Origin of the sequence: Actinomadura sp. NPDC049382, from assembly GCF_040677125.1 — a bacterium.
Taxonomy (GTDB): domain Bacteria; phylum Actinomycetota; class Actinomycetes; order Streptosporangiales; family Streptosporangiaceae; genus Spirillospora; species Spirillospora geliboluensis.
This window is the reverse complement of record NZ_JBFARO010000007.1, coordinates 118,731-145,372: the sequence shown is the minus strand read 5'-3', so window position 1 is coordinate 145,372 and position 26,642 is coordinate 118,731. Positions and strand designations below refer to the sequence as shown.

The 26,642-nt window shown below is 70.3% G+C and carries 28 protein-coding genes and 1 pseudogene; 16 read left to right on the top strand and 13 right to left on the bottom strand.

What is annotated here, in order from left to right; all coding sequences use genetic code 11:
• Positions 1–12: 12 nt before the first annotated feature.
• From AB0K34_RS07520 to AB0K34_RS07480, 9 genes are all read left to right on the top strand, one after another.
• Positions 13–819, top strand: a complete 807-nt coding sequence (locus AB0K34_RS07520) for an IclR family transcriptional regulator (protein WP_171069488.1) — start codon at positions 13–15, stop codon at positions 817–819.
• Entirely contained in the window at positions 816–2,201 is a 1,386-nt protein-coding gene (locus AB0K34_RS07515) for an amidase (protein ID WP_301175698.1), read from the top strand. The genes AB0K34_RS07520 and AB0K34_RS07515 overlap by 4 nt, the downstream gene beginning before the upstream one ends.
• Positions 2,202–2,242: 41 nt before the next feature.
• Complete coding sequence (locus AB0K34_RS07510; RefSeq protein ID WP_138637567.1) at positions 2,243–2,629, top strand: hypothetical protein; 387 nt, start codon at positions 2,243–2,245, stop codon at positions 2,627–2,629.
• A gap of 10 nt (positions 2,630–2,639) precedes the next feature.
• Entirely contained in the window at positions 2,640–3,473 is an 834-nt protein-coding gene (locus AB0K34_RS07505; RefSeq protein ID WP_240807774.1) for an AraC family transcriptional regulator, read from the top strand.
• Positions 3,474–3,491: 18 nt separating this feature from the next.
• On the top strand, positions 3,492–4,928 hold the full coding sequence (locus AB0K34_RS07500) for an aminotransferase class V-fold PLP-dependent enzyme (protein ID WP_138637566.1): 1,437 nt from the start codon (positions 3,492–3,494) through the stop codon (positions 4,926–4,928).
• Positions 4,929–4,937: 9 nt separating this feature from the next.
• Entirely contained in the window at positions 4,938–5,534 is a 597-nt protein-coding gene (locus tag AB0K34_RS07495; RefSeq protein ID WP_240807772.1) for a class I SAM-dependent methyltransferase, read from the top strand.
• 4 nt (positions 5,535–5,538) lie between these two features.
• Entirely contained in the window at positions 5,539–6,804 is a 1,266-nt protein-coding gene (locus AB0K34_RS07490; protein WP_138637565.1) for a PQQ-binding-like beta-propeller repeat protein, read from the top strand.
• A 596-nt stretch (positions 6,805–7,400) separates the two neighbouring features.
• A complete protein-coding gene (locus tag AB0K34_RS07485; protein ID WP_138637564.1) occupies positions 7,401–8,012 on the top strand; it encodes an amino acid transporter in 612 nt (203 codons plus the stop codon).
• 186 nt (positions 8,013–8,198) lie between these two features.
• The gene (locus tag AB0K34_RS07480; protein WP_338072565.1) at positions 8,199–8,750 is read left to right on the top strand and encodes a Tn3 family transposase; all 552 of its coding nucleotides are present in this window, start codon (positions 8,199–8,201) and stop codon (positions 8,748–8,750) included.
• Here AB0K34_RS07480 and AB0K34_RS07475 read toward each other — a convergent pair.
• The 9 genes from AB0K34_RS07475 to AB0K34_RS07435 all read right to left on the bottom strand — a co-directional run bounded on the left by AB0K34_RS07475 (position 8,665) and on the right by AB0K34_RS07435 (position 18,675).
• Positions 8,665–10,575 carry an FAD-dependent monooxygenase gene (locus AB0K34_RS07475; protein ID WP_138637563.1) on the bottom strand — a complete coding sequence of 637 codons (1,911 nt, stop codon included), beginning with the start codon at positions 10,573–10,575 and terminating at the stop codon, positions 8,665–8,667. The two genes, AB0K34_RS07480 and AB0K34_RS07475, sit on opposite strands and share 86 nt — an antisense overlap.
• A 7-nt stretch (positions 10,576–10,582) precedes the next feature.
• Positions 10,583–11,329: a class II aldolase/adducin family protein gene (locus AB0K34_RS07470; RefSeq protein WP_138637562.1), complete on the bottom strand. Its 747-nt coding sequence runs from the start codon at positions 11,327–11,329 to the stop codon at positions 10,583–10,585.
• Between the two features lie 49 nt (positions 11,330–11,378).
• The gene (locus tag AB0K34_RS07465; protein WP_171069082.1) at positions 11,379–11,663 is read right to left on the bottom strand and encodes a Dabb family protein; all 285 of its coding nucleotides are present in this window, start codon (positions 11,661–11,663) and stop codon (positions 11,379–11,381) included.
• A gap of 11 nt (positions 11,664–11,674) precedes the next feature.
• Positions 11,675–13,192, bottom strand: a complete 1,518-nt coding sequence (locus AB0K34_RS07460) for an aldehyde dehydrogenase family protein (RefSeq protein ID WP_301175697.1) — start codon at positions 13,190–13,192, stop codon at positions 11,675–11,677.
• Positions 13,193–13,203: 11 nt separating this feature from the next.
• A complete protein-coding gene (locus AB0K34_RS07455; RefSeq protein ID WP_138637560.1) occupies positions 13,204–14,190 on the bottom strand; it encodes a dihydrodipicolinate synthase family protein in 987 nt (328 codons plus the stop codon).
• Between the two features lie 124 nt (positions 14,191–14,314).
• Complete coding sequence (locus AB0K34_RS07450; RefSeq protein WP_138637559.1) at positions 14,315–15,196, bottom strand: VOC family protein; 882 nt, start codon at positions 15,194–15,196, stop codon at positions 14,315–14,317.
• Between the two features lie 104 nt (positions 15,197–15,300).
• Positions 15,301–16,152, bottom strand: a complete 852-nt coding sequence (locus AB0K34_RS07445) for an alpha/beta hydrolase (RefSeq protein WP_138637558.1) — start codon at positions 16,150–16,152, stop codon at positions 15,301–15,303.
• Positions 16,152–17,093, bottom strand: coding sequence for a VOC family protein (locus AB0K34_RS07440; protein ID WP_138637557.1), 942 nt, complete (start codon positions 17,091–17,093; stop codon positions 16,152–16,154). The genes AB0K34_RS07445 and AB0K34_RS07440 overlap by 1 nt, the downstream gene beginning before the upstream one ends.
• 25 nt (positions 17,094–17,118) lie before the next feature.
• Positions 17,119–18,675 carry a bifunctional 3-(3-hydroxy-phenyl)propionate/3-hydroxycinnamic acid hydroxylase gene (locus AB0K34_RS07435; protein WP_138637556.1) on the bottom strand — a complete coding sequence of 519 codons (1,557 nt, stop codon included), beginning with the start codon at positions 18,673–18,675 and terminating at the stop codon, positions 17,119–17,121.
• 130 nt (positions 18,676–18,805) lie between these two features.
• Here AB0K34_RS07435 and AB0K34_RS07430 point away from each other — a divergent pair, with 130 nt between their 5' ends.
• Positions 18,806–19,525 carry a TetR/AcrR family transcriptional regulator gene (locus AB0K34_RS07430; RefSeq protein ID WP_138637555.1) on the top strand — a complete coding sequence of 240 codons (720 nt, stop codon included), beginning with the start codon at positions 18,806–18,808 and terminating at the stop codon, positions 19,523–19,525.
• 114 nt (positions 19,526–19,639) lie between these two features.
• Here the strand turns inward: AB0K34_RS07430 and AB0K34_RS07425 are convergent.
• A pseudogene (locus AB0K34_RS07425) lies at positions 19,640–20,053 on the bottom strand (ISL3 family transposase); the annotation flags it as partial.
• Between the two features lie 66 nt (positions 20,054–20,119).
• Positions 20,120–20,353, bottom strand: coding sequence for a hypothetical protein (locus tag AB0K34_RS07420; protein ID WP_138637554.1), 234 nt, complete (start codon positions 20,351–20,353; stop codon positions 20,120–20,122).
• Between the two features lie 905 nt (positions 20,354–21,258).
• Between AB0K34_RS07420 and AB0K34_RS07415 the strand changes: the two genes are divergently transcribed.
• Genes AB0K34_RS07415 through AB0K34_RS07400 form a run of 4 tightly spaced genes read left to right on the top strand, consistent with a single transcriptional unit; the run spans position 21,259 to position 22,596 of the window.
• The gene (locus AB0K34_RS07415) at positions 21,259–21,525 is read left to right on the top strand and encodes a hypothetical protein (protein WP_205719325.1); all 267 of its coding nucleotides are present in this window, start codon (positions 21,259–21,261) and stop codon (positions 21,523–21,525) included.
• Positions 21,526–21,530: 5 nt separating this feature from the next.
• Positions 21,531–21,842 (top strand): hypothetical protein, encoded by a 312-nt coding sequence (locus AB0K34_RS07410; protein ID WP_205719324.1) that lies wholly within the window; start codon positions 21,531–21,533, stop codon positions 21,840–21,842.
• Entirely contained in the window at positions 21,839–22,156 is a 318-nt protein-coding gene (locus AB0K34_RS07405; RefSeq protein ID WP_274704622.1) for a hypothetical protein, read from the top strand. The genes AB0K34_RS07410 and AB0K34_RS07405 overlap by 4 nt, the downstream gene beginning before the upstream one ends.
• Positions 22,153–22,596 carry an ATP-binding protein gene (locus AB0K34_RS07400; protein ID WP_338072566.1) on the top strand — a complete coding sequence of 148 codons (444 nt, stop codon included), beginning with the start codon at positions 22,153–22,155 and terminating at the stop codon, positions 22,594–22,596. Before AB0K34_RS07405 ends, AB0K34_RS07400 begins: the two co-directional genes overlap by 4 nt.
• 263 nt (positions 22,597–22,859) lie before the next feature.
• Here AB0K34_RS07400 and AB0K34_RS07395 read toward each other — a convergent pair whose 3' ends face one another.
• On the bottom strand, positions 22,860–23,429 hold the full coding sequence (locus AB0K34_RS07395; protein ID WP_364546279.1) for a TIGR03086 family metal-binding protein: 570 nt from the start codon (positions 23,427–23,429) through the stop codon (positions 22,860–22,862).
• A 64-nt stretch (positions 23,430–23,493) separates the two neighbouring features.
• On the opposite strand from AB0K34_RS07395, the gene AB0K34_RS07390 reads away from it, so the two are divergent.
• Positions 23,494–24,237 carry a helix-turn-helix domain-containing protein gene (locus AB0K34_RS07390; RefSeq protein WP_205719755.1) on the top strand — a complete coding sequence of 248 codons (744 nt, stop codon included), beginning with the start codon at positions 23,494–23,496 and terminating at the stop codon, positions 24,235–24,237.
• Between the two features lie 885 nt (positions 24,238–25,122).
• Positions 25,123–25,656: a hypothetical protein gene (locus AB0K34_RS07385; RefSeq protein ID WP_301174102.1), complete on the top strand. Its 534-nt coding sequence runs from the start codon at positions 25,123–25,125 to the stop codon at positions 25,654–25,656.
• Between the two features lie 302 nt (positions 25,657–25,958).
• Here the strand turns inward: AB0K34_RS07385 and AB0K34_RS07380 are convergent, their stop codons facing one another.
• The gene (locus tag AB0K34_RS07380; RefSeq protein ID WP_138632408.1) at positions 25,959–26,594 is read right to left on the bottom strand and encodes a TetR/AcrR family transcriptional regulator; all 636 of its coding nucleotides are present in this window, start codon (positions 26,592–26,594) and stop codon (positions 25,959–25,961) included.
• Positions 26,595–26,642 lie beyond the last annotated feature (48 nt).

The following is a 26,642-nucleotide window of genomic DNA, read 5'->3' as shown; positions in this document are numbered from 1 at the left end:
AGGACGGAGAGCATGTCAAGAGAGCAGGCGCAGGGCTCGGTCAAGGTGCTCACGAAGGCGGTCGCGGTGCTCGACGCCCTCGCCGAGGCGGGCGAGCTGACGCCCGCGCAGCTCAGCGAGCGCCTCGGCGAGCCGCGCGGCACCCTGTACCGGGTGCTCGCCGCGCTGGAGGAGCACGACCTCGTCCAGGCCGGCGCCCGGCGCGGCGGCTACCAGCTCGGCCTCCACCTGTTCACGCTCGGCAACGCCGTCGCCCGCCGCTTCGGCGACGAGCGCGCCGCGGCACTGCCGGCGATGGAGCGGCTGAACGACGCCACCCGGCAGACGGTGTTCCTGACCGTGCGCCGCGGGTTCGACGCGCTGTGCGTCGAACGCATCGACGGCCAGCAGGTCGGCGTGATGATCCTGCCCGTCGGCGGGACGATCCCGCTGCACGGCGGCGCCAACGCGCGCGCCCTGCTCGCCTTCGAGCCCGAGGAGTTCTGGCGGCGGTACGCCGAGCACGCGCCGCTGACGGCGTTCACCCCCGCGACCGAGACCACGCCGGACGGCCTCTACCGGCAGCTGCGCGAGACGCGCGACGCCGGCTACAGCCTCTCCGACCAGGACGTGATCCCGGGCATCGCCTCGATCGGCGCGCCCGTCTTCGACCACGAGGACCGGGTCCGCGCCTCGATCTCCCTCAGCGGCCCCCGCCCGGCCGTGCTGGAGTCCTCCTTCGAGGACAACGTCCGCCTCGTGCGCGAGGCGGCGGCGGAGATCTCCCGGCTGCTCGGGCGGGACGCCGCCGCCCGCACCGCCCCCGCGGAGCGGCGATGAACGGCCGCCCGGCGCCCGCCCCGCCCGCGCCGATCAGCGCCGCCGCCGAACTGGTGGCCTCCAGGGCGCTGTCGCCGGTCGACCTGACCGAGACCTGCCTGCGCGTCATCGAGGCCCGCGAGCCGGACGTGTCGGCGTTCGCGGCCGTCGACGGCGAGCGCGCACTGCGCGAGGCACGGCTGCTCGAGGACGAACTGCTCCGCACGGGACCGCGCTCGCCGCTGCACGGCGTCCCGGTGGCGGTCAAGGACCTCCTCGACGTCGAAGGACTGCCGACCCGCGCCGGATCGCCGGTGCTCGGCGGCGCCCCGCCCGCCGCGTCCGACGCCGCCGCCGTGGCCGCGCTGCGCGCGGCGGGCGCGGTGGTCATCGGGAAGACCCACACCCACGAGTTCGCGCTCGGCGCGGTCACCCCGCAGACCCGGCACCCGACCCACCCCGACCGCATCGCGGGCGGCTCGAGCGGAGGGTCCGCCGCCGCCGTCGCCGCCGGCGAGGTCCTCGGCGCGCTCGGCACCGACACCGGCGGCTCGGTCCGGGTGCCCGCCGCGCTGTGCGGCGTGGTCGGGCTCAAGCCCCGCGCCGGCGCCGTATCGATGCGGGGCGTCGTCCCCTTGTCGCCTCTGCTGGACTCGTGCGGCGTCCTGGCGGCCGACGTCCGCGATGCCGATCTGCTGTGGCGGGCCCTTTCCCCCACCACCCCGCCCACGGCTCCGGGCACGTTGCGCGTCGGCGTGGCCACGGACGACACCCTCGGCGCCGTCTCCGACGAGGTCGCTGAAGCGGCGGCCAAGGCGGCCTCCGTCCTCGGCACGCGAAGCGACATCGAACTCACCCCCGTGTCGCCGCCCCCGTTCGACGACTGGGCGCCGGCTCGCATCATCCCTCTGCTCGCCGATATGCTCGAAACCCACGCTGGCCGGGACTGGTACCCGCGCCGGGCCGCGCTGTACGGGCCTGACACGCGCGCGGCGCTCGACACGGCGACGTCCTTCACGACCGCGGACCTCATCAAGGCTCTGCGCACGACGGCACGGCTCGTTGAACGTTTCATGGACTGCCTGATCGCCTGCGACGTCCTCCTCCTGCCCACTGTCGAGCGCACCGCACCGGAAAGACAGGAACTCTCGCGGCCGGAGCATCCCTACAACCCCTCCGCGCTCTTGCGCCTGTGCGCCCCGGTCAACTGGTGTCCTCTGGCCGCCATCAGCGTTCCGTGCGGAACCTCAGCGACAGGCTTGCCCATCGGCGTTCAATTCGTGGGCCGCGACGAAGCAACCGTCATCGAGTGCGCAGCCCGATACGAATCCGAACGACGTCCCATTGTGAGGGCAACAGAAGGAAGCCACTCCCGGGGACAACAGCCCAAACCGTTCCCGTAAAGCCAAGCCGAATAGGTGAATTTCGCAAAGGAGGTGAGAACTTGGCGGTCACAGACGCAGCGGCACGCCCCACGATGACGGGTGCGGTCGGGGCGGCCTACGCGGTGACGGTCCGCATTTTCGTCACTTTGCTCGTTCCGACGGGTGTCGTGCTGGTCCCGGGAGCAGTCGTGGCGGCCGACCTGTTCTTCGGCTGGGTCGGGCGGGAGGCGGTCCTGACCGACGACGGCTTTCGGCCATTGTTCACCTCATCGGCCGCGGTTGTCGGGACGGCGATGGCGATCGCGGTGGGGCTGGTGGCCCGCCGGACGGGCTGCCCGTCGCCGTGCACGTCGTCGGGCGCGAGGAGGCCGCCGTCATCACACGCGCGGCCCGCTCTCACGAAGCGGAAGCGCACCCGGAGGAGCCTTGACGAAAGCGCCCGGTAACGTGCCGAGGGTGGAAACGGCGGCGATCTGGTGGCGCCTCCGGGGGCTCGGGGGCTTGGACCTGATGCGGGCCCACTTCGTCCGGCACGAGTTCTCCCGGCACGGCCACGAGACGTTCGCGATCGGCACGGTGCAGGCGGGCACCGAGGAGATCTGGTTCCGGGACGGCGTCGAGCGGGTCGGCCCCGGCGGGCTGGTGGTCATCCACCCCGAGGAGGTCCACACCGGGACCGCGCCGGACCGCGGCGGCTGGCGCTACCGGGTGCTGTACCCGGCGGGCGAGGTCATGGCCGGGCTCGGCGGGACGCGCGGCACCCCCCGGTTCCGCGAGCGGGTGACCTACGCCGCCGACCTGGCCCGCCTCTTCGTCCGTGCGCACACGGCGACGGAGACCGAGGACGCGCTGACGGCGGAGACGTCGGTGCGCCTCGCCCTCGCCGCCCTCCTGCACAGGCACGGCACCGTGCGGGCGGAGGAGCCGGCACGCCGTCTCCGGGGACGGCACACCGCGATGGCACGCGAGATCCTCCAGGTTCGGATGGTCGATCCGCCGAGCCTGGAGGAGCTCGCTGCGGAGGTCGGGGTCGGCCCGTTCACCCTGCTGCGGTCGTTCCGCGACGCCTACGGCCTGCCGCCGCACGCGCTGCTGATCCAGCTGCGCGTCCGCGCGGCGCGGCGGCTGCTGGAGCGGCGGCTGCCGCCGGGCGAGGTCGCGGCCGAGGTCGGCTTCTTCGACCAGGCGCATCTGACCCGCCATTTCCGGCGGGCGGTCGGCGTCCCGCCGGGCGCCTACCAGCGTGCCGCCTGCGGAGTGCAAGATCGTACAAGCCCGGGCGCCCGATGACTCCCTAGGTTGGCCTCCATGCGAGAGGACAGCGAGTTGATCGCCCGTGGCCTGCCGCTGGAGCCGGATCGCCCGGCCGTCGAGGCGATGGGGCGGGCCGTGCTGGGACGCGTCGCCGCCTACGCCGAGTCGGCCGCGCACGCGCCGGCGAGCCACCCCGCGGAGAAGGGCCCCGCCCTGGACGACCTGCTGCGCCCTCCCCCTGAGGGGCCCGGCGACCTGGACGCGCTGCTCGACGTGTTCGACGGCGCCGCCCGGCAGGGCGTGGACACCTCGTCCCCCGGCTACCTGGCCTACTTCCCCGCGGGCGGGCTGGTGAGCTCCGCGCTGGGCGAGCTGCTCGCGCAGATCTACAACCGGTTCACCGGGGTCGCCGACCTGGCTCCGGCCCTGGTCGCCATGGAACACGGCGTATTGCGCTGGCTGTGCGAAGAGTTCGCGCTGCCGCCCGGCTCGGTCGGCATCACCACCACCGGCGGCTCCATGGCGACCTTGTCCGCGCTGGTCGCGGCCCGCCACGACCGGCTCGGCGACGCCATCGCCTCGGGCACGCTCTACGCCACCGAGCACACGCACTTCTGCGTGGAACGCGCCGCGCGCATCGCCGGGCTGCCCGACAGCCGCCTGCGCATCGTCCCCACCAGCGGGCTGCGCATGGATCCGTCCGCCGCCCGGGACATGATCAGGGCTGACCGGGCCCGGGGCCTGCGCCCGTTCCTGCTGGTCGGCACCGCGGGCAGCACGAGCACGGGCACGATCGACCCGCTCCCCGAACTGGCGGCGCTCGCCCGCGCGGAGGACCTCTGGTTCCACGTCGACGCCGCGTACGGAGGCGGCTTCCAGCTCACCCGACGCGGCCGCGCGCGGATGGCCGGGATCGAGCACGCCGACTCCATCGTCCTCGACCCGCACAAGAGCCTGTTCCTGCAATACGGGACGGGCGTGCTGCTGGTACGGAACGCCGGGGCGCTCGCCCGCGCGCACCGCGGCGGCGGCCACTACGTCCAGGACGTGCGGGCCGTCGGGGACCTGCCCGACTACGGCTACCTCGGCGCCGAACTGACCCGCGACTTCCGCGGCCTGCGGCTGTGGCTCCCGCTGCACCTGCACGGCGTCGCGGCGTTCCGGGCCGCGCTGGACGAGAAGCTCGACCTGGCCCGCCACGCCCACGCGGACCTCGCCGACGACCCGCTGCTCGATGTGCCGTGGGAACCCGACCTGACCGTCGTGACCTTCCGGATGCGCGGTGGCGAGGAACCCACACTCCGCCTCCTGGAGCGGGTCAACGCGACCGGCCGGATCTTCGTGTCCAGCACGCGCGTCGAGGACCGGCTCCTGCTGAGGATCAACCCCACGAGCCACCGCACCCGCGCGGATCACCTCCAGCGCGCACTGGCCCTCATCCACGAGCAGGCCCGGAAGAGCGTTTCTACGACCCTTGACGACCACAGGTGACCTGAACAGATGACGAACTACGCCCGCATGTACCGCTTCGGCATCACCCCCTGGGAGCGCTACGGCAAGGCCGCGGGGGCCGGCATCGCCGCGCTCCTGGACCGCGAGGAGGCGGACCGCTCGCGGCCCCTCGGCCGCGCCCTCGACCTCGGCTGCGGCCGCGGCCAGTTCACCCCCGAGCTGGGGCGCCGCGGCTGGCAGGCCGTCGGGATCGACTACGTCCCGGCCGCGATCGAGGCCGCCCGGCGCAAGCCCGCGGAAGGGACCACCTACGTGGTCGGCGACGTGACGGACCTGGCGGCGGCCGACCTCGGGACGTTCGAGTTCTTCCTCGACATCGGCTGCTTCCAGGGTTTCGAAGCCGAGCAGCGGCACGCCGTCGGCCGTGGCGTCACCGCACTCGCCGCTCCCGCCGCGACGCTGCTGATGCTCGCCTTCGGCGTCACCCGGCTCCGCTCGCGCATCGGCGGGGTGTCCCAGGCGGAGGTCGAAGCCGCGTTCCCCGACTGGGAGATGCTCGACGTCCGGCCCGCTGAGACCGCCGGGCTGGGCTGGCCGATGAACCGGACGTCCCCGCAGTGGTACCGGCTGCGCCGACGAAGCTGACGAGATGGGCGAGACAGCCGTGGGCCGGCGCGCCCCGCGACTCGCGCGGTCACTGCCCGCTCTGACGGTTGTGGTGGCCGTGGTCGCGTCGGCCGTGTTCGCATTCTGGTGGTTCAGCCCCTGGGAGTCCTTCCAGGGGCCACCGGGTGCGGCGCCCCGGCCTTTGGACGGAGTGCCGGTCAAGGGCATCGCCCGGTCCCGCACGGCGACGGCCCCCGTCCTCGTCGCGGGCATGCTGGTGGAGCGGCACGGCGGCGGCGTCCGAGCGGTCGAGCCGCGCACCGGCCGGACCTGGTGGGCCTTGCGCAGACCGGGACGCGTGCGGGCGAGCACGGTCGGCGCGGTCGACGGCGCACGGGCCGCCATCGTCTGGACCGACCGGCGCCTGACCATCATCGATGTCGCCACCGGCCGGCGGCGGCATGCGGAGCTGCCCGACCGGTCGCAGGACCGCACGCCGCACGGCGGCACCTCCGCCGACGCGGCGGTGGTCGGGCTCGCCGACCGGGCCGGGCACCCGATCGCCGCCGTCATCCAGAACCGCGGCGTCGACGCCTACGACGCCGCCTCCGGCCGCCGCCTGTGGTCCTGGAAGGCGCCGGCGCACTGCGGTTTCAACGAGCCGTCGGGAGCGGCGGCGACCGCCGCACTGTCCCTGACGGTCGGCTGTGAGCTCGCCCCCGACGCGCGGGACCGTCCGGTGGTGGACTACTCGGCGGCTTACACGACGCTGCTCGACGCCTCGTCCGGCCGGCCGGTACCGGGATTCGCGCGCTTCGGCCGCGGTCGCCTCGTCCCCGTGGGCGACCATCTCCTCCTGCAGCGTGAGGAGTCCCGCGGGTACCGGGTCGTCGATGCGCGAACGGCGAGAACGCTGTGGCGGCTTCCCAACGTTCGGGCCATCGCCTCGGGAGGCGACGGCCTGGTCGTCAGCACCACGCTGGACGGCCGGGAGGTGAGCCTCTACCGGGCCCGAGACGGCCGCCGCCTCTGGCGGTACCGCGCCGAGGACGACCGCGGTCAGCTTCGCCATTCCACGGTCGTCGACGGGCGGGTCTACGCGGTCGAGTTCGACGGTGGCGCCCGCGTCGTCGCCTTCGGCGAAGCGGGACAGGTCGCCGGGCGGCTGGACCTTCCCGCCGCCTTCCGGCGCGGCACCCCCGCGGTCATCGGCGGCGGCTACGGAACGCTCGTCGTGGAGGACGTCCATGCGAACCCGGGCCGCAAATCCAAGGCCCGCCCGTACGTGCTCCTGATCGGCGCGGAATGAGGGGTTGCGCCGCGCCGGCGACCCCGGCCTCTTATCCCAAGGTGCTTGGGGTCGACACCGGGCTCACCGCCGCCATCGAAGCGGCCGAACGCGGCCGGCGGGTGGCCGTCACCGAAGCGCATATCCGGGCCGCAGGCGCGCTCGGCCCCTGGCCGGCCGAACTCGGCGAGGCCATCGCCGCGCTGCCCGCCGAAGCCCCGGCGGAGGAGACGTCCCGGGCCTGGCTGCTCCGACACACCGACGCACCCTGCGGCCCAGTGGGCGTAGGCGTCGTCGAGCGTCATCCCCTGTTCGGCGCGGGACGTCGGACTGTGCCGTGCGCAACGTCTCAAGCTCGTCCAGGGCGCCCTCCCGCGAGACCAGGGTCGACTCAGCGGCGCCCAGCGCATCGCGCAGGCGGCGGGCGCGAGCGGCCGGAACCGCACGGCGCCGACCGGGACGTCCAGGGCCTTGGCGCCCTCGACATGGCTGTGGCCGGCGTATCCGCAAAGCGCAGAGGCGCGTACAACTCAACGTGACGGGACGGGCGACGAAGCTCGGAGAGCAAGGGCCTGACTTACAGGCCGTTCAGGTGAGCCGAGGAGATGAGCACTGTCATGGATCCGATCGTCGCTCCATACGGTCGCTGGGAGCCGGCAACCCCTGCGCAGGTCGCCTCGCTCTTTTCGGCCATGCCGTGTCCATGGTGGGTGGCCGGCGGATACGCGATCGAGCTCGCCGTGGGTCATCGCGTCCGCGACCACGACGACATCGACGTGATGATGCTGCGCCCGGACCAGCACCACTTGCACGGCGTCCTGCGCGGCTGGGAATGCTGGGCCGCCGACCCCTCGGGCGTCCTGCGGCCCTGGGGGCCCGCTGAGATCCTGCCGCCGACGGTCCACGACATCTGGTGCCGCCCGGGCCCGGACGAACTCTGGCGAATCCAGGTGATGCTCGACGAGACAAGAAACGGCGAATGGGCATCGCGACGCGACCCGGGTCTCCGCCGCCCTTTGGCCGGCATCGGGGACATCAGCCCGGACGGCATCCCCTACCTAGCACCCGAGATTCAGCTGTACTACAAAGCCGAACAGCCTCGGCCGAAGGACCAGATCGATTTCCTCGCGGCGTTGCCCTTCCTCACCGCCGAGCGGCGACACTGGCTGAACGAGGCCTTGTCTCGGAGCTTCGGTACGCACCCTTGGCAGGATCAGCTCATCGGTTGAAAGGGAGCACCGAAACCCGGCCTCAGGATCCTTTCGTCGCCTCTGGCGACTTCAGACGTGATCTCGTGATGCGTCGTTCCCGATCTAGGAGTTCTCAGCGCCCCGTAACCACGTCCGGTTCGGCGGGCGGGGACGAGGAGACCGGCGCTGGAGACAGCGCACGGCGTCTCGTCCCCGACCCAAGACATGCAGGCACCTTCAGTCAGAGCGGCCCTTGAGGATCTCCGCTCTGTCCTGGGCGTTTTGATGGAAGTCCGCTTGGCAGCGGTGGAGTTCGCGTTCGGTGTGGCTCGCCGGCTCCGGTCAAGTCATGGTGATGTGCCCGTCCTTGATCGGGAGAGCCGGACGACGTCCTCGTCGTTGGTCTCACGGCCCTCGGCCCGGAGATGGACGACGGCGGCGTCCAGGTCGGTCTGTGCACAATGCTCGGCTTCCGCTTCGGCCCCCCGCTTCCGCGATCTTCAGGACCAGAGGTTCTGGCGAGCCGACCTGCCCGATGGGAAGGCGCCGGCGGCCGGGTACGGGCCGCTGGAGGTCGTCGCGCGCAACAAAGCGGACCTCAAGCGGATCGCCACGCACTGGCCGGACGGGCTCCGCGTCGCCGAGTCGCTCATCACGAACCAGGTTCGCCCCTACGACCTGCCGTGCAGGTTCAGCCGCGAGGGCCACCCGACCCCGATCGGCGCCGCAGCCGCGCGAAGAAGTCGGCCAGTTCGTCGGTCGCCGCCAGAGGCATGACATGCGCGACATACTGATCTGGTCGCACGAGGACAACGGCACCACCACGGTCGATCGCGCGCGCTTCGAAGATGTCGTCCTCCGGAATCGTGGCGTGGACCCGATCGAGGTCGGCCAGGGCGAAGGGACCGACCCTCGGCTTGAAGACCTCGGGCACCTGGGAGAGTTCGATCGCGTGGTGGTCTTGCTGGTAGACGACCTCAAGGTCGAACCAGTCGTGGGGCCTGACGCCTTCCGGAAGCCCGGTGAACGGCGAGTCGGAGGACGTCGTGAGCCATTCCGCGAGTTCGGCGACCGCGGAGCCGCCACCGCCGGGTGCCGCCTCGTCCGCGAACACGTAGATCCTCCAGCGCCCGTCGGCCGTCGCTTGATGCCCCAGATGCACGGGATTGGTGTCGGCCACGCGTCGTACCCTCGCGGAGGCGAAGCGCTGCCCGATCGGGAAGCCCTTGGCCAGGTCACGGTGCGTCGGACGGCCGACGATCATCGATGGGGCGTATTCCGTCCGGAATCCGGTGCGGAACTCCTCCGTGGCCTTGAAGTACTCCGGCAACTCCGCGGCGTCGGCGAACTCGTCGGCCTTCTTGGCCATCATCGACGACCACGCCTTGTCGAAGTCGATCAGGTTCTTCGCGATGACCTTGCGTTCCGCGCCGTACGTGGCGAGCAGCGCCTCCGGCGCCCGTCCGTCCAGGACGTGGCCCAGCTTCCAGCCGAGGTTGAATCCGTCCTGCAGGGAGACGTTCATTCCCTGGCCGCCTTTGGCGCTGTGCGTGTGGCAGGCGTCGCCCAGGATGAACACGTGCGGCAGACGGTCGCCGGTCTCCGCCGGCGGCACGTCGTCGAACTGATCGGCGAGCCGGTGTCCGACCTCGTAGACGCTGAACCAGGCCACCTTCTTCACGTCCAGCGAGTACGGACGCAGGATCGCGGCGGCCTTCGCTATGACGGCCTCCACCGGCGTACCGCGCACCTTTCCCGCGTCGTCGGCGGGCACCTCACCCAGGTCGACGTATAGGCGGAACAGGAACCCGCCTTCGCGGGGAATGACCATCATGTTGCCGCCGCTGCTCGACTGGATGGTCGACAGCAGTCGGATGTCGGGGAAGTCGGTGTCGGCCAGGATGTCGAGAACGCCCCACGCATGGTTCGCGCTGTGGCCCTCGAACTGGCAGCCGATGGCCTGGCGCACCCTGCTGTGCGCGCCGTCGGCCCCGACGAGGTACTTCGCACGGACCTGGAATTCCTTGCCGGCGGTCTCTCCCGCCGAGTAGGCCAAGGTGGCGAGCACCGGGTGCTCGATTCCGGGGAGGACCTTATGGCTCACGTACTCCACGCCGAAGTCCGGACGCATCCTGGTCGGCGAGTTCGCCATGAACTCGGCGAAGTAGTCGAGTACGCGCGCCTGGTTGACGAGGATGTGCGGGAACTCGCTCAGACCTTTGGGGTCGTCGGGCGACCGGCCGGCCCTGGCGATGCGCGTGGGATCGTCCGGGTCCGGCTGCCAGAAGGCGAACTCGGTGACGTGGTGCGCCTCGGCGGCCAGCCGGTCCGCGAAGCCGAACGCTTGGAAGGTCTCGACACTCCGCGCCTGGAGCCCGTCGGCATGACCGGTCCGCAGGCGCCCCACGCGGCGCTCGATGATGCGCGTGCTGATCCGGGGGAACTGTGAGAGCTGGGCCGCGGTTATCATTCCGGCCGGTCCGGTGCCCACGATGAGAACGTCGACCTCGTCGGGGAGGCCGTCGGGACGGTTCAGCCCGACACCGGCGGCGGGCTGGACGCGGGGATCGCCCGAGACGTATCCGAAGTGATGGAACTGCATGCCGGGCTCACTCCCGCCCGGTGCCGGGCGCCTGGTCCGCTGCCGGGATGCCAGGGCGCGCCCGCTCGCACCAGACGTCCCACGCTCGGACGGCCTGGCCGCTGATGGTCGCGTTCGCCGCCGCCGCTTCACCGGCCGAGAGGTACCGCGGGTTTCCGAGAGCGAGCGCCGTGGCCTGGGCATGCGCGTTGGCCTCGGTGTAGACCGCCCGGTAGACGACCTCCTGCAGCGAACCGCCGACGGCGACCGAGCCATGGCCGCGCATCAGCGCGACGGGTGCGTCCCCGAGCGTCCTGGCGAGCGCGGCACCGAGCGACGACGAGGTGATGAGCAGGTCGCTGGCGTCTCCGGCGACGTCGCTGATCTCGAAGACCGGTGTCGTCCGTCCCCCGAGGAACCCGGCCATGTGGAGGATCGGCCGCAATCCGGTGTCGATGACGCTGAACGGCACGACCGAGGGCGAGTGGCTGTGCACGACCGCCATGACGTCCGGGCGGCGGCGGTAGATCTCCGCGTGGATGAAGCGTTCCAGGTAGGGGCGGCGCGGGTCGTCGGTGCGCCCGTCCAGATCGTGCTCGAGCAGGTCGGACGCGGTCACCGATCCCGGAGCCAGGTTCCGTGACAGCCAGAACGTGTCGGCGCGCGGGGCGGTCCGCACACTGACGTGCCCGAAGGCGTCGAGGACGCCCTGGCGGACAAGGATGCGGTTCGCGGCGACCAGGTCCGCTGCCTGTGCCGCTGTGAGCGTGGTCATGAGGTCGGTACTCCGGGTGGTTCGTCACGTGCGGTCATGAGCTGTGCGGTCATGAGCTGAGGAACACCACGCCGGCGCGCTCGGCCATGATGGGCTGGATGAGCTCGCGCACCACCTGCTGGTGGGCAGGGTGGTCACGGAACTCGAGATAGCCGGCCTCGTCGTCGAACTCGGTCAGCGAGGAGAACTCGAAGTTGTCCGGCCGGATCCGCAGGTCCCTGCCCATCCGCATCGACCGGATGGTGCCGATCTGGTTCCGCAGGGCCAGGAGGCCGTCGGCCATCCGCTGGATCTGCTCGTCCGTGGTGCCCTCGTGGAAACGCAGGGAGATCACGTGGTGGAGCATCATCGCCCTCTGCGCGGGACGCTGACCGTCTTGGACTGCGTGAAGGAGAGGATCTCCTCGAGGCTCTCCTCCTTGCCCAGGCCCGAGGCCTTGACACCGCCGAACGGCAGTCCGGGGAAGTGACGCGAGGAGTCGTTGATCCACACGTATCCGGCCCGCAGATCCTCGGCGAACCGGTGCGCCCGGTCGACGTCCTGGGTCCACACGCTGGCGGTCAGGCCGTAGCGGACGCCGTTGGCCACCTCGACCGCCTCGTCGTCGGTGTCGAAGGTGAGCACCGAGAGCACCGGACCGAAGATCTCCTCTTGCGCGATCGTCATGGCGGGCGTGACGCCGGAGAACACGGTGGGCGCGATGAACAGACCTTCGGGCAGGTGAGCGGGGCGGCCACCGCCGATGGCGACGACGGCTCCCTCCTCACGGCCCATGCCGATGTAGCGGCTGACCCGCTCGAAGTGCTCGCGGGAGACGAGTGCGCCCATCTGGGTGGACTCGGAGACCGGCACGCCGACCTCGATCTGCTCGACGAGCTCGACGACGCGCGCCAATACCCGGTCGGCGATCGACCGGTGCACCAGGAGCCGCGAATTCGATCCGCAGGACTCGCCCTGGGTGGCGGTGAAGTTCATGCCGAACACGGCGCCCTGGGCGGCCGCCTCGACGTCGGCGTCCTCCAGCACGACCATGGCGTTCTTGCCGCCGAGCTCCAGGCTCACGTGCTTGACGCCCACCCCTGCGGCGACCCGCTGGATGTCCCGCCCGGTGCGCTCGCTGCCGATGAACGCGATCCGCTCGATCTCCGGGTGGGCGGCGATCGCCACGCCCGGGGCCGGGCCGGCGCCGTTGACGATGTTGACCACGCCGGGAGGCAGCACCTCCGCGATCAGCTCGCCGAGCCGAATCGCCGACAGTGGTGCCTGCGGCGGCGGCTTGAGAATGACGGCGTTGCCCGCCATCAGCGGCGCGCCCAGCTTTCCCGCCCCGAAGAAGACCGGGTGGTTGAACGGGATGATCCGGCCGACGACCCCGTAGGGCTCGGGCCGCGAGTAGTGGAGACCGGTCCCGGCGCCCGGGTAGGTCTCGCCCTTGATCATCAGCGCCCAGTCGGCGAACATCTCGAGGTGATCGGCCGCCCACAGCGCGTCCTTGCGCATCGCGGTGACCGAGCTGCCGCCGTCGAGGGCGTCGAGCAGGCCGAGTTCGTCGGCGTTGGCCCGGATGTGCGCGGCAAGCTCGCGGAGCGCCGAGGCCCGCCCCTGGGGCGAGTAGCGGCGCCACCTCTCAAAACCGCGCCGGCCCGACCGTACGGCGGCTTCGACGTCCGCCTCACCGCCGTCCGCGACCTCCGCCAGGGGGAGCTCGGTGGCCGGGTCGAACGTGGTGAAAGTCGCTCCGCTCGCGGCCGGGCGCGGCTCGTTGTCGATGAGCAGGCCCCAATCGCGGGAGCGGATCGCCTCGAGCGTCGCCCGGTGCGGCGCGTACTCGTCCGAGTAGGGCGTCGTGGCAGTGGTTGACATGGGCTTCCTCGTCACTTCTGGGTGTCCGTCCCGACCCCGGTGAGCCGCGCGCGCAGCTCACGCCAGCGCTCTGCGCACTGGGCGGACGCGGCGGCGTACTCCTCCGGCAGGTGGTGGTACGGGGACCGGACCGGGCCGGGCCGGCAGTAGCCGGCGGCGGCGATGCGGGCCTTCTCGATCTGGGTGTTGTAGGAGGCGAAGACCTCCTGGTCGGCGAAGAGGTGCGCCAGCGGCTCGTTGGCCCACGCGATGTCGGCCGCCGCCTTGCCGGCGGCCTCCGCGTCGCCACGCGTGAGCGCCTCCATCAGGGCGATCGAGGGCTCGGGTCCCATCCCCGCGGCGGTGGCCCAACAGGCGGTGGTGGTCTTGGGCGCACGTGCGGCGAAGTCGTGCACGACCATGTCGCTCGGGACGAAGTTCACCTTCTCCCCCGTGGCCTCCAGCATGCGGTCCAGGTGCGGTGCCCGGGACACCTTCGCCGAGGTGACGGTGGGCGCCTCGGCGGACACCCCCTGCCAGAACTCGACGGGGAACGTGTAGCGGAAGGCACGGGCGTTGGCGTAGACCATGAGCGCGAGATCGGGGAACGCCTCGCTCGCCTGGGCGAAGTAGTCCACCGCCATCTCGGTGGTCAGCGGCTGCCATATGGGCAGGCCGAGGAGGGCGCCCGTGGCGCCGGAGTCCGCCACCTTCCGCAGCCGACGGGCCGTGCCATGGCCGCCGGCACCGGTCGCGCCCACGAACGTGGGCACCCGGCCGGCGACCGCCTCGACGACCGTGTCGACGACGATGTCGAAGTCCTCCTCGCTCAGGGCCGGGCACTCGCCCGTCGTGCCCACGGCGATGATCCCGGAGACTCCGTCGCGCACGAGCCGGTCGACGACCCGGGCCGTTTCGTCGACATCGACGGTGTTCCGGGCGTCGAGCCGCTCGGCGCCGGGCAGCGCCGGGGTCGGGATGATGCCGTACATGCCGTTGATCTCCGCCGCCGTGATCACGGTCGGGCTCCCTTCCCGGCGGCCGGACGGGCCGTCTGCTGCTTCGTCGACATCGACACTCCCTCTCACACGCCCTACGGCGTGATTCGCACTTGTTCCTTCGGTCGCTCACAGAGCGACCAGGTCACTTCGTGAAGTCCGGTGGCGGCGGGCCGGCGTACCCCCAGGTGTCGCCCTTCCACTCCTCGCCCCAGAACCTCGCCTCCAGCGGGCCCCCCATCTCCTCCTCGACCTGCTCGAGCTCGGCGTAGTACTCGATGAACACGCCTGCCGGGTCGGCGTAGTAGGTGAAGATGTTGCGCCCGGGCCCGTGACGCCCCGGACCCCACACGCAGGCCGTGCCCTCACGGGTGAGCGCGCCGAGTGCCGTCATGACGCTGTCCATCTCGACGACGTCGAACGCGATGTGCTGAACGCCGGTGCGCTCGGAGTCGCAGACGGCGAGGCTGTGGTGATCTCGGTTGCAGCGCATGAACGACATGCCGCGCGCGGTCCGGTCGCTCACCTTCAGCCCGAGCGCCGCGTAGAAGCGCTCCAGTACTGCTCGCTGGGGGGAGTTGAGGACCACGTGGCCGAGCTTGCGGGGCGCGACGATCCGCGCCCGGTGGCTCTCCTCGGTGAACTCCGCCCCGTACAGCAGCTGCACCACATTGCCGTCCGGGTCGCGGACGGCCGCACCGGCCTGGTGGCCGGGTCCGACGGCCTCCCCGGGCTCACGCACCACCTGGCCGCCCGCGGCCACGGCCGCCTCGACGGCCCCGTCGAGGTCGGCACGGGTCGCGACGTCGAAGGAGATGTGCACGAGCTCGCCCCGTTCTGCCCCGGCGGGCGCCTGTTCCAGGGAGAGGCCGTGGTGCGGGGACGTCAGCGCGCGGAAGTACCGACGCCGGGAGTCGCCGTCGCCGTTGACGAGGGCCAAGCCCCAGCGATCGACGTAGAAGTCCTCCGTTCGGTCAAGGTCGGGCACCGCTAGGGCGATGTTGTTGAGGGTCTGCACACGGACCATGGGAAGCCTCCGGTTCGGGCTCTGCGGAAAGGCGTACGGCGGGGGCCGGGAGACCTTCCTTCACAGGCGGCCCATGGGACTCGGGGGGCCGCCTCTGGGCCCCGTCAGTGATTGCGGACGAAGTCAGCCACGAGCCGGTTGAACTCGTCGGCGTGCTCGAGCTGGGCCCAGTGGCCGCAGCGGTTGATGATGTGTGCCCGCGAATCGGGGATGCCGGCCGCCAGGAGGAGCGCGGTCTCGAAGGAGACGACCCGGTCGTCGCGGCCGTGGATCAGCAGCGCCGGCGCCGAGATCTCCGGGAGCCGCCTGGGGTCGGCCCAGATCGTGATCGGCGCCTTGGGCCCGTGCTTGGCGACGTTCGCGAGATGCTCCGGGCGCTTGGCCACGGCGGCCGAACGCTGCTCGGACAGCTCGGGGGTGGCGAACCGCTCCTTGTCGTAGACCATGATCTCGACCAGCCGCATCATCTGCTCGGGGCTGGGGTCGGCGTAGCTCCTGGCCATGACCTTGAGCCCCTCGGTCGGACCGCCGCCGGCACCGAAAAGGATGGGCTTCATCTGGATCGGGGCGCCCATGGTGATCAGGTGAGACACGCGCTCGGGCCGCTCGATCGCCATCCGCAGCGACGCATGGCCGCCCATCGAGTTGCCGACGAAGGCGGCCTTGTCGATGCCGAGCGCGTCGAGGAACTCGCAGATCACCTCGACGTGGTCGTAGGTCGCGAAGTCGGCCTCGTCGGACTGGCCCCAGCCCGGGAGGTCGGGGGCGATCACCCGGAAGCCGGCCGCGGCGATGGGCTCGATGTTCGGGTTGTAGTTGCTCCAGCCGGTCGCGCCGGGACCGCCGCCATGCAGCAGGAGGACGGGGTGCCCGTCCGCCGGGCCGGCCTGGTTGTAGTGGATGTTCCAGCTCTTGGTCCGGACGTCCTTGGCGACGTCCGCTTCGGTGAGAGCCATCAGCGGGCACCTTCCGGGGGCATGTTGGTGAAGGGGGCTTGGCCGAGCAGGCCGTGAACCATCTCCGGCGGACGGTGGCCCCAGCTACTGAGCTTGCCGAGGGTCTCGACCTGCCAGGTCTCGTCGTCGATGAGCAGCCCGCCCCAGCCGTACTCGACGGAGAAGCCGGAGGGGGTACGGACGTAGAAGCTGAACATGCGGTCGTTCGGGTGCATCCCGAGCGTCATCTCGAACGGCTGCTTGGCGTCCATGCACCGGTCGTAGGCCATGCCCACGTCGCGGATGTCGCTGACCTCGACCATGAAGTGGTGCATCTTCTTCGGGTGCGGCATGTTGCCGAAGGCCACGGAGTGGTGGCGCGGGTTGCAGTGCAGGAAGACGACGTCGGCGACGATCCCGGGAGCGACCTCCTCGACGATGAAGTCGCTGATCCTGAAGCCGAGGATGTCCATGTAGAAGGCGAGGTACTCCTCGCGGCCGACGCCCTTGGACACCAGCACCTCGTGGCCCGCGCCGCCGGAACCGGTGACGAACTTACCGAGCAGCGCGTCCGATCGGAAAGGAGTCTCGGCGTCGGCGAAGCCGGTGACCAGCTCGAGCCGGTTACCGAGAGGGTCGGCGGTGATCACGATGCGGTCGACCTGTCGGGCGGTGGCGAGGGCGGAGCCGCCCTCGGTGACCTCGACACCGGCGCCGCGCAGCTTCTCCACGATCCGGTCGAGCGAGCCGCCGCTCTCCACCGCGTAGCCGGTGGCGGCCAGGTCGTCGGCCGGACCCTCGGTGCAGAGCCAGCGATACGCCTTCTCGTCGGTGCGGAAGCTGATCGAGCCGGCGTCCTTGTGGCCGACCTGCATCCCCAGCAGGCCCGCGGCGAAGTGCTCCCAGTCGGCGAGGTCGCTGACCTCGTACACGACGTACGCGAGCTCCTTGACTCCAGACATCTGTTCCTTCTCTCGGGTGTGGGGGTCAGAACGCCGGAACCGCGAGCCCGGCCTTGTCGGACGCGGCGACGAACTTGTCCGGTCGCAGGGCGATCGCCTGGACGCCGTAGCGGGCGAACCAGCCGAGAAGCACCTCTTCGAGATCGACCAGCTCGTCGGGGCCCTGGGTGTAGGCGGTCTTCGGCCGGATGGTGAGGTAGCGGGCGCCCAGCGCGTCCCACTCCGCCTTCTCCTCGGCGCTGAGCAGCGTCCGGGGGTCGGTGTCGGCGCCCAGGAGGACGAAGCCGTCACCGAGGAGCTCGTCGAGCCGCCTCATCAGGCCCACCGTGTCGCCGACCACCGGCTGCGGGATCATCCGTCCGACGATGGAGGCGTCCTCCACCTCGCCGCGCAGCCAGCCCCCGGCGTCGAGGACGGGCGGCGCCATCATCGGTTCTTCGTAGGGCGTCACGGTGTTCTCCGGCACCGCGTTCATCGCCTCGAGTTCCTCGGGTGAGACCTGCTGCTTGATCACGCGGCCGAACTGGACGGCGAGCTGCGTGAAGAACTCGACGTTGGGGCGACGTTCGGCCTCGTAGGTGTCGAGAATCGCCACGTCCATCTCCCCGCGCAGGACCCGGGTGAGCTTCCAGGCGAGGTTGTGGGCGTCGCGCATGCCGGACTGCATCCCCGCACCGGCCCACGGCGGCATCAGGTGGGCGGCGTCGCCGGCCAGGAAGACCCGGCCCAGGCGCCAGGTCTCGGCCGCGCGGACATGGTGTCGGTAGAACGCGTGCTGGTGGATCTCCACGTCGTCGGGCGTCATCCCCATCGCGTCGAGCAGCGGCCAGACCTGCTCCGGCGTCCGGAAGTCGGCCTCGGTCTCGCCCGGCCTCAGCGGGATCTCCCAGCGGTGGTTGCCCGCGGACAGCGCGATGTCGACGACCGGCCGCTCCTTGTCGCTCCAGAAGGTGAGCAGGTCGCGGTCCGGCCACCAGCGCTTGACGCGGCAGTCGATCACGATCCACAGCTGCGGGTCGGTGTCGCCCAGCATCGGAATGCCCAGCAGTTTCCGGGTCAGGCTGGAGCCGCCGTCCGCGGCGAGCGCGTATCGGGCCCGGGTGGTGGTCTCCGCGCCGGTCGCGCCATCACGAGCGGTGACCGTCACGCCGGTGTCGTCCTGTTCGACGCCGATCACCTCGGCGCCGTAGCGCACCTCGATGCCGCCGGCCTCCTCCGCGCAGCGGCGCAGCTCGGCCTCCATCGTCGGCTGGTAGATGCTGAAGAAGCGCGGCTTGGTGTTGCGCGTTCCGAGCGCTGAGGGCGGTTGCTTGGCACGGAGGATCTCCCGGCCGTCGTAGGTCTTCCAGCGCAGCTGGTCCTGCGGCTCGATGACCTTCTCGATCTGCTCGTCGATGCCGAGGTCCTGGAAGATCCGCATCGTCCAGTCGTTGATCGTGACGGCTCGGGCGCGGGCGTAGATGTCGTGGTCCCGCTCGAAGGCGATCACGGACGCTCCCTTGGTGGCGAACGACAGTGCGCCGACCAGGCCGGTCGGACCATAACCGATGATCGCGACGTCGGCGTCGAAGTCTTCAGGCATGCGATGCTCCTCCAAGAGTTCGACCGAGCGGTCGATTTCTTGGTGAGGAGTGTCACGGTCGCAGCGGGTTTCGGTCAACCGCCAGATCGGGGTTTCTGGTTTGCGGAATTCCCTTGGCAAGCGGGCCCGCATGTGGCTTGTCCGCCCTGCCAGGCGACGTGTTCGGCCGCCGTATGCTTCGGGGGTGGACAGGCAGCGGGTCAGCAACCGGCGGGGGAAGCGCTCACGCGAGGACATCCTTGAAGCGGCCTCACGCATCATGGGGAAGCGGGGCTACGCAGCCACACCGCTCTCCGTCGTCAGCAGCGAGATCGGGCTGGCGAAGAGTGTGATCTTCCACCACTTCCACACCAAGGGCGGGCTGCTCTCGGCGGTGATGGAGCGCGGCATGAACGACTTCTTCCGGGCCATGAGCGCCGCGCACGCCGACCCGCCCGTCGGCGGCACCCCCCAGGAACGGCTGAGCTGGTTTCTCGGCCGGGCGGCCGGAGTGCTGACCGAGCGGGAGGAGTTCCTCCGCCTGCACATGTTCCTGATCCTCAGCGAGGACAACGACGAGGCCGAGGCCGAGGTGAAGGAGACGATCGACAAGGTGCGCCGCGAGGGCAGGCGCCATATGCATCACATGATCCGGGAGTCCTTCCACGACGAGGGCCCGGAGATCGCCGGGGCGGTCGCCGACAGACTCGAGTACATCGGCATGGCCGGGATCGACGGCACGTTCCTCGCGGTTCAGGCTGAGGAGGGCCGCTCGATGGCCGATGACATGGAACTGTTGGCCGAGACCATCGCACTGATGGGAGAGCGGCTCGCGGCAAGGCTGCGGTCCGCCGCGCCGACATACAAGTGAACCAGGCTTGGAACTCGACAACACTGCCCGCCCCGGCCCCCCGCACGCCGCAATCGCCCACCTGCGTGTTCATCGATTCCGCGAGGTAGCGGACAAAGGCCGCAGGAACTGCGGGACCGGGACCGCGGGGTCCTCGGCCCGACGTCTACGCAGGTACTCCCGGTTGGGATCGACAAGCGTGGGACGGTATTGGGGCGCCCGCCGCATCTGCTCGGGCTCGTCGACCCGCGCATGGCGTTTGACGGTGTTCAGGGCCAGGTTCAGCCGCCGGGCACATTCCAGGAGCCCAACACCCGCACCGAGTAGATCGTGGACCTGCTGCCACCGGGCCAGGGTGGTGGCCCTTCCGCCGTCGAGTCTGCGTACCCGGGAGGCACTGGCCCAGCAGCCGCTGTGGACGGCGACCTCCTTGCCGCCGGCTTGGGCGAAGTTGTGCCAGATATGCCACCGATCCCCGACCTGCAGGGCGCCGGGCAGGGCCTGGTGCACGGCGTCGGCGTAACCTGCGGCGCCGTCCCGGCAGACGACCTAGGCGTGGACGGAGTTGTTCGACTACGTCAGCACAACACCGCACATCCCCACCGTGGAGAACGTCTACGCGTCGAGTTGAAGGCCCTGGCAGCGAGCCAGAATGACGCAGCCCCTCTCGCCGTCCTGGCCGAGGATGCCGGACACCGTGCCGAGAAAGACGGAGACGAGGAAGCGGCCGTCGCCGCCTACCGCGAAGCCGTCGCCGCAGGCAGCACCGACCCCAGAGTCGCTGATCGACTCAGCATCTGGCTGGTGAAGCAGGGACTCTACGCCGAAGCTGTTGATCGGTGCGACCAAGACACTGTTGCAGGCTGTGTTCGGAGACGGCGCTCGATCCTTTACGCTGTAGATCACCACATCGCGAGGCGCGCCGATCTGGGAGCGGCACTGCATCGAGGTATTCCGCCACGCCGAACGTCTCCCCACGCTAGGTCAGGACCACCACATCCAACCTCAAAGATCACAGAGAGTGACATAACGTCGGATGCGATCTGGTGACTCCATTCGGGCTGACATAAAGGTGTCCTCCCAGATTCCTCCCAGTTGCACGCACTGGCCTCCTGCGAGGCCGTGAACGGCACGCTGTGCAGCGGCGTCCACCAACAGCGCCACTCCTCCGGCTCCTGGGATCCACCGGGAAGGTGATGCCGATGCGCATCGGGAGGGCAGACCGTCATCGTCCCAGGTCAACCGGATGGCAACCTCTTGGCACGGGGGCCGGATGACGGCAGAGCACACGTCTCACCAGCACACCAAGGGACCAGCCTCAGGCCGTCCATCTGACCACATTCGAACCGGGGCAGAGTCAGCGCCCCAGACCTGCCCCATGACCCCCAACACACGCACTCCGAGTCACCGAAGCGCGACTGACCTGGAGTGACGATCCACGAACATGTGACCACTTCGGTAGGGACACGACCGATCATTCACCGCCTCCACCACTTTCCGACATCAGCGCAGGTCAGGTAGAGAGCTTGAGTGCACCACAGAGCAACTCAGGGAAGATCAAGGTTGCGATCTCCCACGATTAACACCTCGCCCCCTGCCGACTGGCATAGCGCTGAGTAGTCATCCCAGCGAGGCAGCCTGCGCGTAGCCTGCTCTGATTAGTCGTGTATCTGACTACGGGACGCTCCCTCGATCGGCTTCAGATCAGCCTCCGCACCAACCGCTACTCGGTGCCGGTACGGCTGATCGGCTAAATGGGCCAAGTCGTGCTGCACGCCTCGGAGCTCGTCGTCTACGACGGACGCGAGGAAGTCGCCCGGCACGAGCGGCTCCGCGCCAAAGGCGACCGGCGCTTGGAGTTGGACCACTATTTGGGGGCCCTGGTTCGCAAGCCCGGCGCGCTGCCGGGCGGGTTCGCGCTGGAACAGGCCCGCGCCGCGGGCAAGTTCACCCCCGTCCACGACGCCTGGTGGGCGGCAGCCAGCAAGGCCCACGGCGACCGCGAAGCACCCGCGCCCTGATCGACGTGCTGCTGCAGATCAACCACGAGCACATCGTCGCCGGGATCGCCGCGGCGTTGCGGGCCGGCGCGCTCGCCGCCGACGCGGTCGCGCTGGAGGCCCGCAAGGCCGCCGAGGCCGACGACTCCGGCGATGTCGGCGCCCCCGAACCAGCGGCGTCGGCCAAGGCCGCGACGGTGGCCTCGCTGACCGAGCGGTGGCCGGCGCAGCTGCCGCCCGACCGGCGGCCGCTGCCGTCGGTGGCCCACTACGACCAGCTCCTGCGCCGCCGCCCGCCCGCCAGTCAGGGACCGACCAGCCAGGAAGAGGCCCGATGACCAGCATCAACCGCAATCGCGGACTGACCGAACAAGCCGCCGAAACAGCCGTGGACAGCGCCTGCCGGATGCTGCGGCCGCCCACCGTCCGCGCCAAGTTCCCCGAACTGGCCGAGGCCGCCGTCCGCGACCAGATGACCTACCGCGGGTTCCTGGCCGAGATAGGTCATGGCCGAGTGCGACGACCGCAACCGCCGCCGCTCCGAACGCCGCATCAAAGCCGCCGCCTTCCCCCGGCAAAAGACGCTGCGCGAGTTCGACTTCGACGCCAACCCCAACATCGACCCCGCCACCGGGCGAACCGCTCTGCCTGATCGGCGACTCCGGCACCGGCAAATCCCACCTGCTCATCGCACTGGGCACCGAAGCCGCCATGGCCGGCTACCGGGTGAAATACACCCTGGCCACCAAGATGGTGAACGAGCTGGTCGAGGCCGCCGACGACAAGCAGCTCAACAAGACCATCACCCGCTACGGCCGCGTCGACCTGCTCTGCATCGACGAACTCGGCTACATGGAACTCGACCGCCGCGGCGCCGAGCCGTTGTTCCAGGTCCTGACCGAGCGCGAGGAGAAGAACAGCCTGGCCATCGCCTCCAACGAAGCCTTCAGCGGCTGGGCCAAGACTTTCACCGACCCGCGCCTCTGCGCCGCCATCGTCGACCGCCTCACCTTCGGCGGCACCATCATCGAGACCGGCACCGACGCCTACCGGCTCGCCCAGACCCGAGCCCGGGAGCACGCTACCGGCTGACCCCCGCCACAGCTCACCCAAGGGGGCACGGACGAAAGTCGTAGCCCAACGGTGGCGAAACGACCCCGGAGCTGGCAGATTTCGGGTCTTTGTCGTTGTGGAGGTCAGTCTTCTGTGACTGCTGGGACCGAGGGGAAAGGCGCCAGGAGGGCGCCTCACCCCTTGGGTCTGGTTTGTGGTGGTGTTTCAGCGTCGTGAGCGCCGGTGATTCAGGCTGCGGGGCGGGTGATGTGCCCGGTCGATCCGACGTCACCAGTCGGTGATCACGCCCAGGCGGGATCACGGCCGGTCAGGCCGAGGATGCGGTCCAAGGTGGGTGCGTCGGCGGGCACCGTGACCTGTGGTCCGTACATGCCCATCTCGCGTCCCTGCTCCACGCTGGCGAACACCGTGTCGTGCAGATGCGTCAGCAGGTCGGCGGGTAGTTCCAGTCGCTGCCCGGTCGCGACTGCCAGGTCCCAGGCGTGCATGGCCAGCTCGCCGGTGATCATGTCGCCCAGGACGGGCGCGGGCAGCGTCTGCGGCGTGCCCATGCTCGTCTCGCCCTCCCAGGCGCTCGGTGGCGCCCACGACGAGGTGATGTCGTCCAGCAGCGCGAGCAGGCGGCCGCGCCAGTCGCCGGCCGCCAGGTCCACATCGGACTCGGCAGCCGCCGGCTGCGGAACGGACTCCTTGCGGCCGCCGCCGGCGAGTGATGGGCCCCAGAACAGGAGGTGGTTGACCAGTGCCCGGACGTCGTACTCCGTGCATGGAGTCTTGTTGGCGAGCTGGTCGTCGTTAATGGTGCGGACGACCGCGGCCATTGCCTCGGCAGCGTTGGACAGATGTGACATGGCAGGGACACTAGGTGGCCCGCGCCGGAGGGGTATTGGACAAAGGCGACATATGCTTTGGCATGTGGAGCGGGACGTTCGTGAGCTGCGTGGTGGGTGGACCAGGTATCAGCGCCACACGTTCCACGACCCGTCGCCGGCGCTCGCGCCATGGGTGGAGCGGTACTGGGAGGCTCGCTGGGACTACGCCGAGCCCTACCGGCAGAAGATCGTGCCGTACCCGAACGTGCACCTGTCGTTCGGCGGCGGCCGTGCGGACGTCAACGGCGTGTGCAGCGGCTACCAGATCAAGGTCCTCGAGGGCCGCGACCACGTCTTCGGCGTCGCGTTCCGGCCAGGCTGCTTCCGCCTGTTCCTCGGCGCCTGCGTCTCGACGATCACCGACCGCGTCGTCCCGGCGATCGAGGTGTTCGGCCCGGACCTGCCCACGACGCTCGACGCGCCGACCGTGGACGCATTCCTGCTGGAACACCTGCCGGACGACGACCCCCGGGCGAGCCAGGCGGTGGCCGCGGTCGAGCTGATCGCCAAGGACAGGACCGTGGCCAGGGTCGAACACCTCGCCGGCGAGCTCGGGCTGAGCATGCGGGGGCTGCAACGACTGTTCGCCGAGTACGTCGGCATCGGGCCCAAGTGGGTGATCCGCCGCTACCGCCTGCACGAGGTGACCGCACGCATGGCAGCCGGCGGGGCGATCGACTGGGCCGCGCTGGCAGCCGACCTCGGCTACGCCGACCAGGGCCACTTCATCCGCGACTTCAAAGGCATGTTCGGCGAGCAACCGACCTGGTACGCACAGCGGTATTAGTCCGCCTCCCTGGATTCGACGTCCCGGCGAGGGAACAGGAGCCTCCGATGTACGAGGGCGCCGGGCCGGCGACCGCGTTCAGATCGGCCCAGGCGGGGTCCCGCGCAGGTCGGTGCGATAGGGGCTGACGGCCCGGTTGCCTTCGGCCGCCTCGGGATCGTCGCCTTCGCCGCGGTAGAGGCAATCCGCCTACCGTGCAGGTCGGACCCTCTCACCGTCGCTGAATCTCATCAACATCACCGCCCCCCGCAGACCCCTGACCGTCGTCGCTCAAGCCGACGCACAAACGTTCCTGCTTCTCTCGGCCGCAACCAATCCCCGCGTGCGCGGGGACGGTTCGAGCGGTCGCGGGCCGCGCAGATCGGAGAGCTGGTCGGCCCCGTGCCAGAGCGGTATAGCCTGACACTGAGAGCACTGATCTGATACGAGAGCTCCAGACTTTTAATCCGTAAGTTGTGGGTTCGAATCCCACGCGACCCACTCAACGCATCGCCTATGTGGCTTGCGTACACACGTCATGTGCCCGCGGTGAGGGGTTACTCTTCCTCACCTTGGGAGGACGCGGGGAGGACGGAAGGCCGGTCTACCTCAGCCGGGATCTTCCCTGGCACCAGGGCTGCGGCGGCTTCGGCGGCTTCGCGGGCGACCTCGGGGAGGACGCTGGTGTAGGCAACCGGGCCCACCCACCAGCGCATGGCACGTCACCCCAGACCCGACACCGTCCGAGTCCTAAGCGCCGGCAGACTCGCCGACCCGCGCTAGCCGTGTGCGCGGAAACGGTGAGGGACGGCGGTCGGGCGATGGGCGGCTCAGTTCTCGCGCTGCCATCGTCGATGAACCTTGTGCTGCCTTGCTGCGTCCCATCCCCAAAGGTGAGAAGGGGCGGTGGGGGATGTGACGCGCGGGCAGCGGTTGTCGATAGGGGCGACGTCGAAGAGTTGGACCATCTTCTGGACGCTGCTGGCACCTCTTGCTCTCGTACCGCCGGTCATCTCGCTCGTCCTGGTGCTGATCGGGCAGGGCACCGCGGCTTTCGTGCTGCTGGCCTTCCCCGCCGTCGTCGGTCCGGCCGTGCTGGTGCGGGGCCTTCAAGAGCGTCGGAAGGCGTTCTGGCTGGACGGGCCGGTGCTCATCCAGCGACGGGTACGCGGATACGCGGAGTGCGATCTACGCACCGCCCGATTCGCGTTGCACAGGTCGGCGATCACTATGAGCGGTCGGCCGGAGCCGCGCTTGCTGATCGTCCGCCCCCCCGGCCAAGCGGCGATCCGCCTGCCGCTCGGAACCTCGGATGATCCCCTGCGCCCTCCTCCCCCGCACGACCTCGAAGCCCTGATCCGCGCCGTCTCAGCAAATCGCACCGACCCCAACGCCCCGGATATCGCCCGCCACCTGGGCCAGTTGACCGAAACCTGGTAGTGCGCAGCCACAGGATTCCGGCGCGAACGTCCTTACCTCACCGCCGACGGTAGTGCCGGTCGACCGTCCCCAACGAAGGATCCATCCACTTCGCGACCTTCTCCGGCGACGGTCCTTGCTTTGCCGACCGCCACACGCGAAAGAACACCACCACGTAGGTCGCAGACAGCGTCACCGCATATTTGGCGTCATACTCGATGTCTTACTTCTCCCCAGGACTGAGGGAGAACGCCGGGGTCGAGATCGTTGCAACCAGCCCGACCAGCCATGCCGCACGCACCATCGCTCGAACTCGGCGACGCCTAGCCCCCCGCGGCGGGGCCGCCGGGCCCGCTCACGAACGTCGCTTCGTACATCGCGGCGAGGTGGTCCGCAAGGGCTTCGGGCGTCCAGTCGCGCCCGGCGAGCAGGCGCTCGAAGACGTCCGTGGCGATGAGGCCCCAGAGCATGTCGGCGGCCGTTGCGGGCGTCCAGTGCGGGGCGAGGCGGCCCTCGGCGGCGAGGCGCTCGGCGAGGCGGCGACACGTGCCGAGCTGGTTCTCGTCGACGGTCGCCCGGTGCCGCGCGGCGTCGGGGTCGGTGTGCCGGACGCGGTCGATCGCGCGGTCCACGGCGATCAGGCGCGGGTGGTAGGAGGCCAGGTGGCGGGCCCAGGCACGCAGCGCGGAGACCGCGTCGGGCGCCTCGCGCACCGGCGCGAGCGACGCCTGCAGGCCCTCCTGCTCGGCCATGTAGCCGAACAGCGCGGTCACCAGGTCGCCGCGTGAGGAGAAGTGCAGGTAGAGGCCCTGCCGCGATACCCCGGCGCGCTCGGCGACCGCCGCCATCGTGAGCGCCTCGAACCCGTCCCGCTCCAGGATCTCCCGCGTGGCCGCCAGGGCGGCCTCGCGGGTCCGCCGGCTGCGGGCGTTCTGCGGCCCCTCGATCGTCTTCGCCATGGTCTCCGCTCACTCGATGACGCGGCTCATCCGATGACGCGGCGCGCC

What these genes read in the sequence shown, in the direction of transcription:
- AB0K34_RS07515 (WP_301175698.1), top strand. Translation starts at nt 816, where the DNA reads ATGAACGGCCGCCCGGCGCCCGCCCCGCCCGCGCCGATCAGCGCCGCC.
- AB0K34_RS07440 (WP_138637557.1), bottom strand. Translation starts at nt 17,093, where the DNA reads ATGTCTGGAGTCAAGGAGCTCGCGTACGTCGTGTACGAGGTCAGCGAC.
- AB0K34_RS07460 (WP_301175697.1), bottom strand. Translation starts at nt 13,192, where the DNA reads ATGTCAACCACTGCCACGACGCCCTACTCGGACGAGTACGCGCCGCAC.
- AB0K34_RS07495 (WP_240807772.1), top strand. Translation starts at nt 4,938, where the DNA reads ATGACGAACTACGCCCGCATGTACCGCTTCGGCATCACCCCCTGGGAG.
- AB0K34_RS07475 (WP_138637563.1), bottom strand. Translation starts at nt 10,575, where the DNA reads ATGCAGTTCCATCACTTCGGATACGTCTCGGGCGATCCCCGCGTCCAG.
- AB0K34_RS07490 (WP_138637565.1), top strand. Translation starts at nt 5,539, where the DNA reads ATGGGCGAGACAGCCGTGGGCCGGCGCGCCCCGCGACTCGCGCGGTCA.
- AB0K34_RS07485 (WP_138637564.1), top strand. Translation starts at nt 7,401, where the DNA reads ATGGATCCGATCGTCGCTCCATACGGTCGCTGGGAGCCGGCAACCCCT.
- AB0K34_RS07500 (WP_138637566.1), top strand. Translation starts at nt 3,492, where the DNA reads ATGCGAGAGGACAGCGAGTTGATCGCCCGTGGCCTGCCGCTGGAGCCG.
- AB0K34_RS07380 (WP_138632408.1), bottom strand. Translation starts at nt 26,594, where the DNA reads ATGGCGAAGACGATCGAGGGGCCGCAGAACGCCCGCAGCCGGCGGACC.
- AB0K34_RS07430 (WP_138637555.1), top strand. Translation starts at nt 18,806, where the DNA reads ATGTGGCTTGTCCGCCCTGCCAGGCGACGTGTTCGGCCGCCGTATGCT.
- AB0K34_RS07435 (WP_138637556.1), bottom strand. Translation starts at nt 18,675, where the DNA reads ATGCCTGAAGACTTCGACGCCGACGTCGCGATCATCGGTTATGGTCCG.
- AB0K34_RS07470 (WP_138637562.1), bottom strand. Translation starts at nt 11,329, where the DNA reads ATGACCACGCTCACAGCGGCACAGGCAGCGGACCTGGTCGCCGCGAAC.
- AB0K34_RS07405 (WP_274704622.1), top strand. Translation starts at nt 21,839, where the DNA reads ATGACCAGCATCAACCGCAATCGCGGACTGACCGAACAAGCCGCCGAA.
- AB0K34_RS07395 (WP_364546279.1), bottom strand. Translation starts at nt 23,429, where the DNA reads ATGTCACATCTGTCCAACGCTGCCGAGGCAATGGCCGCGGTCGTCCGC.
- AB0K34_RS07450 (WP_138637559.1), bottom strand. Translation starts at nt 15,196, where the DNA reads ATGGTCCGTGTGCAGACCCTCAACAACATCGCCCTAGCGGTGCCCGAC.
- AB0K34_RS07445 (WP_138637558.1), bottom strand. Translation starts at nt 16,152, where the DNA reads ATGGCTCTCACCGAAGCGGACGTCGCCAAGGACGTCCGGACCAAGAGC.
- AB0K34_RS07415 (WP_205719325.1), top strand. Translation starts at nt 21,259, where the DNA reads ATGGGCCAAGTCGTGCTGCACGCCTCGGAGCTCGTCGTCTACGACGGA.
- AB0K34_RS07480 (WP_338072565.1), top strand. Translation starts at nt 8,199, where the DNA reads ATGCAGGCACCTTCAGTCAGAGCGGCCCTTGAGGATCTCCGCTCTGTC.
- AB0K34_RS07520 (WP_171069488.1), top strand. Translation starts at nt 13, where the DNA reads ATGTCAAGAGAGCAGGCGCAGGGCTCGGTCAAGGTGCTCACGAAGGCG.